This is a genomic window from Arthrobacter glycogeni (genome assembly GCF_054511155.1).
Genome location: NZ_JBTNDE010000003.1, coordinates 128,174 through 142,237 on the forward strand (window position 1 = coordinate 128,174; position 14,064 = coordinate 142,237).

The 14,064-nt window shown below is 57.0% G+C and carries 11 protein-coding genes; 4 read left to right on the plus strand and 7 right to left on the minus strand.

What is annotated here, in order from left to right; genetic code table 11:
• Positions 1-360 precede the first annotated feature (360 nt).
• The 4 genes from ACX80O_RS03305 to ACX80O_RS03320 all read left to right on the plus strand — a co-directional run bounded on the left by ACX80O_RS03305 (position 361) and on the right by ACX80O_RS03320 (position 7,568).
• The gene (locus tag ACX80O_RS03305; protein ID WP_459332523.1) at positions 361-2,151 is read left to right on the plus strand and encodes an SIR2 family protein; all 1,791 of its coding nucleotides are present in this window, start codon (positions 361-363) and stop codon (positions 2,149-2,151) included.
• Between the two features lie 680 nt (positions 2,152-2,831).
• Complete coding sequence (locus ACX80O_RS03310; RefSeq protein WP_459332524.1) at positions 2,832-4,589, plus strand: SIR2 family protein; 1,758 nt, start codon at positions 2,832-2,834, stop codon at positions 4,587-4,589.
• Between the two features lie 230 nt (positions 4,590-4,819).
• A complete protein-coding gene (locus tag ACX80O_RS03315; protein ID WP_459332525.1) occupies positions 4,820-5,161 on the plus strand; it encodes a hypothetical protein in 342 nt (113 codons plus the stop codon).
• Positions 5,154-7,568 (plus strand): AAA family ATPase, encoded by a 2,415-nt coding sequence (locus ACX80O_RS03320; RefSeq protein ID WP_459332526.1) that lies wholly within the window; start codon positions 5,154-5,156, stop codon positions 7,566-7,568. The genes ACX80O_RS03315 and ACX80O_RS03320 overlap by 8 nt, the downstream gene beginning before the upstream one ends.
• Before the next feature lie 706 nt (positions 7,569-8,274).
• On the opposite strand, the gene ACX80O_RS03325 is transcribed toward ACX80O_RS03320, so the two are convergent.
• The 7 genes from ACX80O_RS03325 to ACX80O_RS03355 all read right to left on the minus strand — a co-directional run bounded on the left by ACX80O_RS03325 (position 8,275) and on the right by ACX80O_RS03355 (position 14,046).
• A complete protein-coding gene (locus ACX80O_RS03325; RefSeq protein WP_459332527.1) occupies positions 8,275-8,754 on the minus strand; it encodes an HIT family protein in 480 nt (159 codons plus the stop codon).
• 1,043 nt (positions 8,755-9,797) lie between these two features.
• Positions 9,798-10,931 carry a site-specific integrase gene (locus ACX80O_RS03330; RefSeq protein WP_459332528.1) on the minus strand — a complete coding sequence of 378 codons (1,134 nt, stop codon included), beginning with the start codon at positions 10,929-10,931 and terminating at the stop codon, positions 9,798-9,800.
• Positions 10,931-12,643 carry an AICE element replication initiation protein gene (locus ACX80O_RS03335; protein ID WP_459332529.1) on the minus strand — a complete coding sequence of 571 codons (1,713 nt, stop codon included), beginning with the start codon at positions 12,641-12,643 and terminating at the stop codon, positions 10,931-10,933. Before ACX80O_RS03335 ends, ACX80O_RS03330 begins: the two co-directional genes overlap by 1 nt.
• Complete coding sequence (locus tag ACX80O_RS03340) at positions 12,640-12,957, minus strand: hypothetical protein (protein WP_459332530.1); 318 nt, start codon at positions 12,955-12,957, stop codon at positions 12,640-12,642. Before ACX80O_RS03340 ends, ACX80O_RS03335 begins: the two co-directional genes overlap by 4 nt.
• Complete coding sequence (locus ACX80O_RS03345; protein WP_459332531.1) at positions 12,954-13,277, minus strand: hypothetical protein; 324 nt, start codon at positions 13,275-13,277, stop codon at positions 12,954-12,956. The genes ACX80O_RS03340 and ACX80O_RS03345 overlap by 4 nt, the downstream gene beginning before the upstream one ends.
• Positions 13,274-13,843 carry a hypothetical protein gene (locus tag ACX80O_RS03350; protein ID WP_459332532.1) on the minus strand — a complete coding sequence of 190 codons (570 nt, stop codon included), beginning with the start codon at positions 13,841-13,843 and terminating at the stop codon, positions 13,274-13,276. The genes ACX80O_RS03345 and ACX80O_RS03350 overlap by 4 nt, the downstream gene beginning before the upstream one ends.
• Positions 13,840-14,046 (minus strand): helix-turn-helix transcriptional regulator, encoded by a 207-nt coding sequence (locus tag ACX80O_RS03355; RefSeq protein ID WP_459332533.1) that lies wholly within the window; start codon positions 14,044-14,046, stop codon positions 13,840-13,842. Before ACX80O_RS03355 ends, ACX80O_RS03350 begins: the two co-directional genes overlap by 4 nt.
• Positions 14,047-14,064: the final 18 nt, after the last annotated feature.

Sequence of the window (14,064 nt, forward strand, 5' to 3'; positions counted from 1 at the left end):
TTCTGTTGCCTCATTAATCGATCGTTTTTGAGACGCGGTTGAGAGGGTGAGTACGACCAAAGAGCACAAGCGGTAGTTCGGGCCGGAGAGGGATTTGGCCAGTGAGTAAAGTGAGCACGCCTAGGCTGAAATACCAGATCTAATTGCCGTCTTCGTTTCATGTGGTCCCGTCCCTGGTCATGCTGGCATGTGGTGCGCGAACCGTCCGTAAACGTTAGGCCAATGCGTCACAATCTAACGGTTGAGTACCCGGCAATCCTTCGTTCTCGCCACCCGAGTGGACATCTTCGGGTCTTTCTTCAGAGTCACGCCGCAGACCTAGTGCGATCGGCTGAACTCGCCCCGTATTAGTCTGGCCATATGAGCTTGCAACCAAGACGGCTTGACCCTCGAATCAGCCTCGCCGTGTCCATTCATGATCAACCGGGCGTGTTTGCACTCCTTATTGGATCTGGGACATCCACGGGTGCAGGCATCCCAACTGGATGGGGAGTCATTAAGGATTTAGCAGCGAAGGCTGCTGCCGCTGCGGGCAAGAATTGCCCGGACCTTAGAAATGATGAGGAGGTTGAGAACTGGTGGGAGGAGAACGGCAACGGCTCACCGCTTGGTTACTCGAATCTTTTGGAGAGCATGGGCAAAACCGCCGCTACACGAAGTGCCTTGCTAAATAAGTACTTTGAGGCCTCCGAAAACGAGCGGGCCGAGGGGCTGAAAGTTCCTGGTGACGCTCATCGCGCCATTGCGAAGCTGGTTCAGCGGGGCGCCGTGCGTGTCATTGTCACTACGAATTTTGATCGCTTGATAGAACAGGCACTGGAGTCAGTAAGTGTCCAGTTCCAGGTGATCACTAATGAGTCGGAGGCTGCTGGTCGTAAGCCACTGGTACACGCGCCCTGCACGGTAGTAAAACTTCATGGTGACTACAGATCGCTAAATCAACGAAACACTGCTGCCGAACTGGATCTCTATGGACCAGAAATATCCAGCTTGCTTCAGGAAATCCTCGAAAACTTTGGCATCGTTATCAACGGCTGGTCAGCAGATTGGGATAAAGCACTGGTGGCAGCGCTTAGGGGGCGACGAACGAGGCGTTACCCGTTGTACTGGACGACTCTGCATCCATTAGGGTCGAATGCTCAATCAGTAGCGGAGCAACACAGCGCAGCAATCATCGATTCAGTCCGAGCCGATGACTTCTTTTCTGACTTGGTAGGCCGCCTAGATTCGCTGGATTCTATGTCCTCCTCGCCGCTGACAGCTGACATGGCAGTCGCGCGGCTCAAGCGGTTACTTCCGCGTCGTGAGTCATACATTGAGATCCGTGATCTGCTTGGTGATGAAGTCGAAAGAATCACCCAAGTTATCAAGAACCATGAAAACTTTCGCGGTGGGGGCGACCGAGCAACTCAGCTAAAGGTAGTTGATAACTCCTACACGGAACTTCGCGAAGCAACTCGACTGCTCATACGGTTAGTCACCATCGGAGTCATGCTCGATCGGGATCGAATACACACCGAGCTGTGGTCGTGGTGCGTTCAACGGCTACTCGATGCGCGTGCCAGCGATCTAGGAAGCAGCCCGTGGGTGAAGATGTCTCATTACCCGGCACTGCTTCTTCTTCGTTCCATTGCAATGATCGGGACCTCCCATGATCGAGAAGACGTTTTTGTAGAAGTCGCGACGAAGCCTGTATGGATTCATCCCAATACTGATACTCCATTGCCAGCTTTCGTGCTCCTCCAAGACAGTTACGTCATCGACCACGAAATTGCCCGGGATCTTCCACGCTGGAACAATCAGTGGATCTACCCTGCTAGCCAGCTAGTCAACGATGACTTGATCTCTCTGTTCGAAGACGCATCCGATGAGCTGACGAACCTAGAGATGTCGATCCGGCGTGCGGAATACAGGATGGCACTTGCAATGCATTTTCTGTACGAAGATCGACGATTGGTACCATCAGGCGGCCTCTATGCAGGGGAACGAGCATGGAGCTTTGGGGGAACGAATATTTGGGAGGAAGATTTCCGGAAGTTCGGAGACAGGGCTGCCTGGAGGTGGACTACGGCACCTGACGGACATCCGGATAGTTTCAGTGACGAGCTTACTAATCTGTCGCAGCAAGTACGATCCTTTGGCCGTCGATAGTAGGGCGAACGCGATACGAGATGTACATCCGTCCTACTTGGTTGGCTTCCTGATCACTGCCTCCGGCCAGCGTTAGCAATGACCCTAAAAGGGCACGTTAGAAACCGACTGCTTGCCACTTTGTCGGTCCTTGAGGATTCCTAGAGAGCCCTTCTCTCGAAGGATGGTATTGAAGGGGCCAGGTGCCGTCGCGCGCTTGTCGCACTCTCGAAGCTGCCCGAACCTGCTAATCCGTTTGGTTTATGACGCTGTGACGTTTGTGACGCTCCATCACCCAAGTCTCAGCTTTCGCCAGTTGCTCAATTTTTCTGCCGTAGGCAACTATCCCGAAGGGCTCCCGCACATTCGCTCAGCCCGCCGGGTTCGGTCGATGTTGCCGTTGCGCTCGACCTTCCCGGTCTACAGGTTCCGAATACAAAGAGTGACGAAACCTGAGGGTGCCGGCCCAGCCCGAGATGTAGCTGCGCCGGCCCAAAAAGCGAAGTGCCGGCGGTGTACTTATTGCACTTGTAGAGGAGGGAAGAAGCCGCTAATCGGCACTCCATGAACGAGACGTTGGTGGCTGTTGTGATCATTTGCGACCCGGGCATTTGCTGAGACGTGGGAGGATAACCCGAGAACTGTTGACACTGACTGTCCACCACTTGCGGGGAGACTCAGCGCTCTAGAGGGGACATTTCATGACAGCTGGACCAATGAGGACGGTGCCTGCCGTTCTGGCCCGGTTTGACACCACATTTTCACAGTTTGCTACAGCGTTTGGAGAAGGTCAGTACGTCCTGTGGCTTGGTTCGGGCATCTCTCGCGATAGAGTGCCGAACGTTGTCGAGCTCCTCGAGCGGGTGATTGAGTTCTTGCGTGTCAGCATTAACCCAGATAATCAGGCGTGCGAATATCGCTCAGCGTTGGACAGTGTACTTTCGCTGGCAAGCATGACAGACGACGAGCGAGCGACAGTGAATATCACAATTCCGTTCGAAGATTGGACGCTCCGCGAGCGGATCGCCGGGGTTCTAGTAGGCCAATATTCCAAGGTTCTTGATATCCGCATTGAAGGAAAGGCCAGGGATTACCTCGTCTGGGATGTCCTTGACGTCCCAGAGACCTATGGGTCGCCCGATATTGAACCAGATGTTGAGCACTACTGCATTGCACTCCTAATGCTTGAAGGACTCGTGGACTCGGCGGTAACTGCGAATTGGGATGGCTTGGTAGAGAAAGCTCTAGGTGACCTCATGCCGGAGTTCAATACTTTTGCGCGAGTCATAGTCAAACCCGACGACTTTCTCCTTCCGAAACGGCCTGTCGAGTTCGTCAAATTTCATGGTTGCGCTGTACGGGCTCGCGATGACGCTGAGTATCGATCTTTGCTCATCGCTCGTTTGTCGCAAATATCCGTATGGGCGACCAAGTGGGAGCACCGATTGATTCGGAAGCGCCTGGAGTCCCTTTATACAGAGCGTCCGACACTCATGTTAGGTTTGTCAGCCCAGGACGCGAATCTGCACCTCATATTCGGCGCGGCTGCCGAGGATCTGGTTCGGCCGTGGTCCTCAACGACCGCACCTGCAGTCGTACTTAGTGAGGAGCAGCTATTCCCACACCACTCACATGTCTTGGAGATCACTTACGGCGCGGATTACAACGCGCATGCTACCGCGATCTCCAATGCATCCGTTCTAGGTTCGTTCGGAAAGCCCACGCTGCTCGCGCTCGTTCTATCATCGCCAATTCAAAAGCTCGCGTTCTTTCTAGAGCAAGTATTGCAGCCGACGTGGGATCAGGCGGACATCCAGCGCTTGACAGCGGACCTTGTGGGACTGCGGGACTTCGCAGCCAGCTATACCATCCCCTGCAATGCCGAGATGCTCAAGCCTCAGGAAATTTCGGAGTTCCAAATGGAGTTTGTTGCGCGGCTCATAGACGTGACACACCTTGTATTGACAGTTTTTCGCACCGGCAGCGTACCGTGTGCGAGCGGCCGTCGCTACGAGCCTCTGTCTGACAGACCTGCTGCTCAGGCAATCCACAATCCGGACTTTCCGTTGAAAGAGTTCGGTCTGCTCGGTGTCGCGCTGGCGCTGGTCGGCCGCGGTCAGGTGTCGGGACACTGGGTAGTTCGTCCAGGAGACCGTAGGGCGCCCTCGAACGGAGTTTTGCGGCTAGTCACCGACCAGCGAGAAACACAGGTGTTCTTCGTAAAGAATGCTGCGACGTTAACGAAGCTTCAGTTGGACGAGACGTACGATGATCGCAATGGAAATGCCTTCGTGGTGATCGCCGATGAGGAGCCAAAGGCATCTATTCGATCGCCGCGGTCCCGCTTCGGGCGGGATGGTAAGACGGAGGCCGGACGGTTCAGCATCGCGTCAACTGTTGCTGATACCGCCTCTTCAGACAACCTTTTCGAGGCTTTCAGATTGGCGGGAGGGTTCTGATGACGAGTGTTCAAGACGTCTTGTCCGTCCTTACAGATTCTGGTTTCGAACCGCTTCCAAAACCGTTGACCGTCGCCGGCACAGAATTCGACTTTGAGGCCGCGGCGCGGGGCCGGCACCCTTCGCACGACCTGGTCCTCGTTGCAACCAGCCAGACTCCCCGTCTACGTCTCCAGCGTCTTGTGGCGGGCCTAGCTCGTTCTCTTGATCTTGCAGCTTCACGTCGGCCCATGAGTCTGGTACTCCTGGGCGAAGTCGCCGCCTCTGATCGAATAGAGCTGGAACGCCATGCTCGTGTTCTACCCATAACATCGGTCAACCCGGGCATCTCCCAGATCGCGGAGGCGGTCGCGGTCCTGCTTCCACTCAACTTGCCTCAAGACGAACTGGCACATGGCAGCGACCCTATCAACGAAGTAATGGCTGCTCTCGGAGCCGCGAAGGCGACGAGCGCCCACATCGCTCTCGTGAGGACTGCGTCTGATGGGACCGAAGCGGTGCGGGAGTCATTGCGGCGATACGCGAATGAAGGAGCAGGTTGGGTCGACGATGCGGAGGATGAAGATGAGTGATGTACCAATCCAAAACTTAATGGTGTCCGACTTTCGTCGTATTGAAGGCACGCGGGTACTGCCGTTCGACGCACCCGTGGTCCTCATCCACGGCCCAAACGGCACAGGCAAAACGAGCGTTCTATCTGCCTTAGAACTTGCCCTAACTGGCAGTGTGCGAAGCATGGAGCGTCAGGACGATCGCTACATGGCGCATCTACCGTTCCTCGGGCAGGCTTATGCGACGGTTCGAGCCGACGTCGCCGAGTACCTTCAGGCAGGGTTGCCCGGAGTCCCTATGACCGTCGGCGGGAGCCGGATCGATGGCCCATGCGCGCTTAGCGATAAAGTCGCGCAATTCTATTCCGAGCGTTGCTATCTTGACCAAGCATCATTAGGGCGTCTTCTTGAGTTTTACCAAACCCGCGTAGGGAACGAAGAGTCAGCCCTGGCGAAGTTCGTAAGTGAACTGCTCGGCCTTGAGAAGTTGGATGCCCTTCGGGACGGTCTCAGTGATGCTAACGACCTTCGGCTTCTGAAGAAGCTCGCGGCGGGCATCGAAGATGCCGCAGCCAAAGCAAAACAGGCGGGGGTTGAGCTCGGAAGGGAAAGCGAGATCCTCTCCCAAGCAAAAACCGAGCTTTCCCAAGCTAGGGCTGCGACACGCGAAGTTGTCGCTGCCGTTATACCTGAGGTGACCGGCGACGTAGCTGACTCTGAACTATTGAGGTTGGCTCAGGTGGCACTCGGTGATGACCAAACCCGTGTCGATCCTGCTAAGACGGAAGAACTCCACCAGGAACTGGTAGCTCTTGGCGGCCGTATTTCTGCACTGTCAGAACGGCCGTCGACTCGACGGATTCACGAGGCGCGTAAGGCTTTGGCTGCGGCCACAGCCGAGCACAAGATGTGGGACAAGACCGAAGGCGCTACCGTCCGTGCTTGGGAAGCAGCAGCGAGGACTGCCGGAGTTAGGCTTCCAAACGAGCCACGTTATGCAGTCGAGCAGGCTGCAACTCTTGTCCAAAATGACTTAGTGCACTTTGCCAACATACGCACCAAGGTCGAACTTGTCCGTGGGAAACTGGACGCCGATACAAGCGAGCTGAATAGTTCGGAAACACGTCTTTCGAACGCTCATGAGCATTCGAGTGCTCTTGTGGAAGGCCTTATTGCCCTTCGGACTGTTGTTGATAGCAACAATGTATGTCCGGTATGCGACCGTGACTACAGCGAAGTCGACGGCAGCACTCTTGCCGCGTACATCGAATCCAAGCTCGCTGAACTGACGGTACATGGGCAGCAACTCTTAAGTCTGCGGACCGGTCGTGATCAGTTGGCCGCAAAAGTCACACGTGCGGGAAGTGAATACAGCCACTTAGTTGGCCAACTTCCGACCGCCGACGAACAGCAGGCTCTCGAAGACCGCCAAGTGATGATTGTCGAACTTGCCGCACAGGTTGAAGAGATCGAATTGGCCATATCTCGTGGCGCTGACCTCGCCCAACGAGTACGCAAGTTCCAGCTAGACTTCGATAGCCTCGACGCTGCATCGTCGGAGAGCCGCTATATCGAGGCTGAACTCATCCGGTATGCAGCACTTCTTGACGTCGCCCCGTTTTCTGCCACCGAAGCATTCCAGGGCTCCTGGAGCCAGCTCTTAGGCCAAGCTGAGACCGAAGTTGAACGTGTCAGAGAATTGACCAGCCTTCACCGGTCTGTCGCTTTCGAATCACAGCGATTTGCTAAAGCGGTGGAACGCGAATCAGTTGCGATCCATCGTGTTGCGGAACTTGTCGAGCGAAAGACCCGATGGGAGGGCCGAGTGGCTGAAGCGAAACGTCGACAAACGGTCGCAAAAGAAGTGCATGACGCCGCCACACGTGCACGCACCACTATCGTGCAACGCGTCTTCACTGATTCCCTAAACGAAGTATGGAAGAACGTGTTTACCAGACTCGCCCCAAGCGAAGGGTTCATTCCGAAGTTTGGTATTCCGAAAGCCACGAAGACTACCCTCGACATCAAGTTGGAGACGACTCACCGCAACGGCACTGCGGGCGGTCCGCCTCAGATGATGTTGTCGGCGGGCAACCTCAACACCGCGGCTTTGTCTTTATTCCTCGCGCTCCACCTAGCCGTGCGACCGATCATGCCCTGTCTAGTCTTTGACGACCCCGTTCAGGCCATGGATGAGGTTCATGTTTCACAGTTCGCCGGGCTGATTCGCGTCCTGGCTAAGCAACATGGCCGGCAAGTGGTTATTGCCGTCCACGAGCGGGAGTTATTTGACTATCTAACCCTCGAACTCAGCCCTGCCTATGAAGGCGACGAGCTCATCACCATCGAGCTCGGCGAACGCGCCACCGACGATGACGAAGGAATCACCCGCCACACCTGGAAGCCGGACGTCGCGATTGCGAGCTAAATGGCAAGGTTCTCGCATCCTAAATTACGACGCTGGTTGCGCGCGTACTGCGTGATCGTAGGCGCTGACTCAGAAAACGTGGAGCATCCGTTGGAGAACATCTAAAAGGGTCGGCGAGCATCGCTGTGCTGAAAACGGCTCCATGAAGCTCTATAGCTCGGAGCAGTGCGATGGAGCCTCTCGCTCAGGCTGTCTGGTGCTGTCACGGTTTGGGAAATGCCGTCACACCCACGTCACACCCTCAATGTTGCTCTGGCCTGCTAATACGTTCGGTTTGTGACGCTGGGACGCTTGTGACGCTCTGATTCCTAAAGTCTCAGCTTCCCCGTCGGCCCCTTTTCCCTTCAGCCATCGCCTGTTGGGGCACAGCTCCCGTCGTTTCGCTCAGCCTTGCCGGTTCCGGTCGATTCTCCTCCTCGCTCGGCCTGCCGGGTCTGAAAGCTCCGAGTGGAGGAATATGGTGGCGCGAGTGAGCTGGCCCGAATCAGGCGGTTGCTGAGCCGGCCAAAAGCGTGAAGTGCCGGTGGTGCACTTTTTACCTTTTTGGGGGTGGGGAGAGGGAGGGGAGGTTTGGAGCGGTCACTGTTGTCGGGCCCATACCCAAAATATAGTCGCCCGCGCCTTCTTCCCGAAGACGCAGCGGTTGGACGCAAACGATCGTTTGCAGACAAGCAACCGGCCAACGCAGACGTAAGGGATCGATCCTTCAGCGGGCGGATCGCGCGTCGTAGCCGCTCGCACCTCTCAAATCAGTGGTTAGAGCATTCAGATTGTCGACGTATCCAACCGACTCAAGCACGCCCGCCCCATTACCCCAAGGGCGTACTAGGTCGTCGCCCTGATATCGAGGGATTAGGTGTGCATGTAGGTGAAACACGTCCTGCCACGCCGCGGCGCCGTTGCTCTGAATCAGAGTTAGGCCTTCAGGATTCAGCCGTTGCCTGAGCATGTTGGCAACGCGCCAGACGCCTCTCATTGTGGCTGAGAATTGCTCCTCGTTCATGTCGAAGGCGGTGGCGGCATGAATACGTGGCACCACCAAGGTGTGCCCTCGGGTAGCCGGATCGATGTCGAGAAAGGCCACAACATCGTCGCTGGAGAAGAAGACTTGCTCTCTGTAATCGTGACTAACAATGCCGCAGAATGGGCAACTGTCCTGAGCGGATTCTGGAGCCTCTGGTGTCATACCCCATGTGTACACGACTGGAACGCGAGTTAACAACGCACGTTCAGCTGCGTCCGGTAACGATCGTTTTTGTGACGGGTGATAGGTGAGCGTGACCAGGAGAGTACGGCGCTAGTTTGGGCCGGCGGGATCAGCTAATGGGCAAGGCGAGCAGGCTCAGGCTGCGCCACTGGGCCGATTCACGAAGCAGCCCAGCAGTGCGCTGGCGCATAGTAGCCGTCACGCTTTGCCGGGTGCCGTCACACCCACGTCACACCGACAATATTGCTCTGGCCTGCGGATTCGTTCGTGTTGTGACGCTGTGACGCTTGTGACGCTCCGCTGCCTAAAGTCTCCGCTTGTTTCACTGCTCCATCTAATGCCTGCGGGATCAGTCCCTCGCTGCTCCCGTCGTTCGGCTCGGCCCTCGCCGGTGTCGGTCAACGTTCCCCTTGCGCCCGGTCTTCCGGCTCTAAAAGCTCCGGTTAGGAACGGCTGATGAAGCGTGAGCAGGGCCGGCCCAGCTCGGGAGGTTGCTGGGCCGGCTAAAAGAGTGAAGTGCCGGCGGTGAACTTTTTCTTTTTTTGAGGGTGGGGAGAGAAAGGGGAGGCGTGGATCTCCCAGTCTCAAAACACTGTCAGAAAAAAGGGGGGTCTACCGTGGAAGTGCCTTGGCGAAAGTGAGCTTGCGCGGAGTCGCACAGCCACACTAAGGTGAGTGTCACCAGCGGCACGAAAGTGCCGCCGCTTTGTCATGCCCAAAAATGGGTAAAGAAGTCACGCGTTTTTCTCCATTTTTGTACGAGAGATGGGGGGATATTTCCACGGTGGCGCGGGGTGGACAGCGAACGGCCCCACGGAAAATGGGGCATCGAAAAGCGCTCAGAGTTTATAGTTTGGTGGGAGTGCCGTCACAATCGTCACAGCGTCACAAACCTTGGCCTGACCTGCGGTTATGTCTGTGACGCAAGGATTAGATCGAGCGTCACAGACATGGCTCTGAGCGTCACAGCTGGACGAATGGGGCGTTAGCGATTCGAGCCGGCGGCAAGAGGGCCGGCGGTTTCACGCAACGTTGACGGCTTGGATCAGGGTGCGCATGGCGTTGTCAGTGACGGCTACATATCGCTGCGTCGTCGCGGGTGAGGCGTGGCCTAGTAGCTTCTGCACAGTGAACACGTCGCGGCCCACGTCATAGGCGCGCGTGGCGAACCGATGGCGCAAGGCGTGCATGGTGGTGCCGGTAGGCATCAGTGCTGATACCAGCTCACCGACTCTGCGCGGCGATAGGTGGCCGTTGATCTGACCAGGGAAGGCATAGCCGGCGGGCAGGTTGCGGAGCATCATGGCTAACCCGATTGGTAGGGGTATCAGCCTGTCCCTGCTGCCCTTGCCGTGGACTACGAGTTGCCATAGGTCTGCTGAGCCGATCAGATCGCGGCTATGCACTTCAGCCACTTCACCACGGCGCATCCCTATCTCTGCTGAGAGTCGGAGCATAAGCTGTTCACGCTCATTCGCCTGATCCAGTGCGGCGCGGTAGATATCCTCTGGAACGGGCCGGGGACTGGGCAAGCTGGCTTTGACCAGGGGCAAGAGTGCAGCCGGGTTCTCGTCAACACGCCCGGTGGCTACAGCCCATGAGTAGAACGATTGCAGCGTCTGACGGTAGCCTCTGCGGGTTTCGGTGGCCCACCGCTTGCCCTGCATCCATTCCACGAGATCATCAAATGCTATCGACCAGGGGCCGGCTACTGCCTCCCGTGCGAGCAGGTTCAGCGAATCCATACGCTTTCTGACGGTCGTTTCTGGCCTACCTGCCGCGCGAAGATATGAGCGGTACTGCTGTAGCTCTTTGGCCCAGACAACCGGTACGTTCAGCTTTTGCGTGCGGTGGGATATCTCGGCGGCTGGATCTTCGAACACCCTGCCGGCTTGATAGCCCCAGCGATAGAACGCACGGAGCGCGGAACGGTAGGTGCGCTGGCTTTCCTTGGTGGGGCGAGCATCAATCCACGCCTCCAGCTGCTCACGTTCCATTGCCCACGGACCCACACCCACAGAGCGTGAGAGAGCGCGCACTTTTTTTATCCGCTGCTCAATGGTGGCCTCTGCATATCCGCGGCGGTGGAGTGCTTCAGTGAAGTCAGCTATCGCCTTTTCCCAGCGCTGGACGTCGGTGGTGGTGCTCATTTTCATCAGGAGTACTCCGGTATCAGTTCGTTGGGCTCATAGCAGGTGGGGTGAGTTGATTCGCCTTGATCGGTAAGCGCTCGGCTCATTTCTCCGTTGCAAATCGCGCACAATGGCGTGTCTGTGCGGCTGATCGTGAAGCGCCGCTTTCCGGTGCCGGCCTCGCGCTGCGGTTCAGATACTGAGATCCCGATAGCAGCAAGGGCCGGCGTGATCCTCTTGATTTGGCCGCTTGCCCTGCTCGGCGTCTTGGGCCATGATCGCGGCGGCTTATCCGGTGAGATCATGGCAAGCAGCTCAGTGCTGGTGCCGTTCCAGACATGCTGGCTTTCCACGAGATCCCGAACGGCGCTGGCGAACTGATCACCTTCGATTACGTCTGCTGCAACGTGCTCGGTGGCACTGAGGTAACTGTTTAGCGTGGCCCAGCCGGTAACGTTATCCAGTGCTGCGAGGACACGCGCAAAGTCGGCCATGCGGGGCATTTCGTCCAGCTCCACACCGGGCAGCTCTCCAAGCACCTTCGAGAGCAGCAGCAAAATGGCGCCGTGCACACTGGGCCGTGCCTGCTCAAACTGCTGGGATACTTCACGGTCAGTGCGCCGGCTGCTCTTAGGAATCGGGTCTAGTTCCACTTGCAGCAAACGGTCTGCTACGTCGCCTTGCAACCCGCCTGGGTCGATGCTGGTCATGCCAATCACTCGCTGAAAATGCAGCACTGTCACGTCTAGATCGCTGTACTTCTCGCGCTTCTTGTACCCGTCGCCGGTCACCGCTTTACAGAGGGCATCTTGAAACCACGGCGGCAAATGGGAGACGTTATCGAGTCCAATCACTGGCTCCTGATAGGCGGTTACCGCCCAATCGTCGGGAGTCGTGGGGGCCGACCCAACAGGGGCCGGCGACGGACTAATGAGGGTAATCAGCATTTTGAGTGCCGTGGTCTTTGCTGTGCCCTGCTGGCCGACGAGAGCTAAGAACGGGTGCGGGATCTCCGGTATGCAGGCCGCGACCATCCAGCCGACCAAGAGGCGAAAACCTTCCTCGGAGACGTTGATCAGGGCGCGCAATCCATCCAGCCCAACCATGCCGCCGGCGGGATCGATCACAGGCTTGGGCATGGGCGAGATCAGGCTAGAGCGCCTGAAAAGGATCGGGGACTGCTCCACCAACTCGATGCCCTGGGAACTGACCACGATAGCGTTGCCCTCGGGTGCACCTGAGTCGATCACGATTGAACCGTCCACCTTCCCAAATCGGAGGAACACCGGCACTTCCTCGGCGGTCAGTGCGTCACCTTCGAGTACATTCAGCATCTCTTTGAGTGAGGTGTCAGAGGCCACTTTGTTTTTAGTGTCGTAGTAAAACTTTCCGATGCGTTGGCGTAGGCCGGCTTTGCCGCGCAAATCAAGGGCGATGCCGGGGCGGTCGTGCTCGATGGCGTAGACCTTACCTTCGGTGCTTTTCACCACGCGGTAGTGGGACCGGGCAATCTCCACGAGCTGCGCCGATTGGCTCGGGCCTCGTGGAGGTTGGACCTTGGCACCCTTGGCCCTATCTTCAGCTGACGGTTCGGCCTGTGGCTCGGCGGCGTCTGGATCGTCCAAGCTGGTCAGGTCGTCGGGCAGGTTTGAAAAGTCGTCGGGCAGGTTTGAAAATGAGCCGTCAGGGGTCCAGCCGCCGTACTGGAAGGGGTCGTTGTTATCTGCTGGTGTCACGTGCTGGGCCTGCCGTGCTTCTGGTAGAGATCGGCCAAATAGTCCATAGCCTGAGATTGGGTCAGCGTGCTTACTTCGGCCATAATCCGGTATTCCTCGTGACCGGAAAGACCCAACTGCCCGATGTAATGATTCACCCTGTCTGCTCCATTTCCACGCACTTGCAGTCCGCCGGCAAACACACCGAAAGGTGGTCTACGGGCCTGCTGGTCACGCTTGGCTATTTCGTCAGGGAGCTTTTGAGCCAGCTCATTCAACGCCTGCCGCATTGCTTCTACTTGTCGTTGCAGATCCCTTAGCTGCTGCTCTTTCACGTGCGTGCTCCGTTCCTGGCAACGACAACGTAGCCCTCGAATGCGTTGGGGGTGTAGCTCAAAGATCCATCGATACTGAAGCCCATCTCCTGAAGAACTCGAGCAATTTTTGGTCGTAGGTCTGGGAGATCGCCGGCTAGAAATAGCGTCTTGGTTTTGGATGGCTGTCCAAGGTGGTGCCATACATCGAACCGCCAGTACCTCGACGTTTCAGAGTTTCGCTGCACCGATACCGGATAGGGGCCGGGGTTGTTCTCCTGAAAAAAGGTTGACTCAGCAGCGAGGTTCAGCCGGCTGGGAGTCTTTATGTCCTCACTCATGCGGCTTTCCTCTCGGGCAAGAACTCCTGTACAGAGCGCAGCGCTTGCACGAGCTGGCGAACCTGCTCACCCGATAAACCGTAGGAATCGGCCCGGACTCCAATACGCGGCAAGCCTCGGAGAATTTCGCCGTCTTTGAACCTGTCCACTTGGCTCAGCTCCACGCAAAAGGTAGAGCCGGCATCCTCGGAATCACTCTGCCAGTCCTCGGAATACAGTTGCGTCCGATACGAAACAGGGATGCCCGAATAGCGCTCACCCTCAGCAGCAACTATCTGAGCCTGCTGGCGGGGGCCGGCCCAGCTGGGCGGCTGATAATCGCAGTCCCTGATCAAGGCGGCGCAGTAGCCGCCGGGGGTGGGTTTCCAGTAGCCGTCCATCCGATAGCCACGAGCATGCAGCAGATCTCGCAACCTCGGCAGGAAAACCGCATCACCATCGAGTGCGAGGATTTCGAAAACTTGCTCGGGAGCGCCCTGGGCATCCGTGATCGATATGCTCCAACTCCACGAGTCGATATCAGCGCGGTGGCTTACTGCATGAGCAGTAGCCGTGAACCGGGTCACTTCTGCACAACCTGGCGGTCGGTGCGTTCGTAAGTGTTCCCGCGCAGGTAATCCTCAATATCGCTGCTTCTGTAGCGCACTGATCGACCGAGCTTGATATAGCGCGGTCCTCCTCCGGCGTAGCGAAGCTGGGCCAGCGTCGCGACGTTTGTGCTCAATAGGTCTGCTGTTTCCTGTGGTGTAAGAACTGCTGGCGTCAGCATGATGTGTGCCGTTTCTGA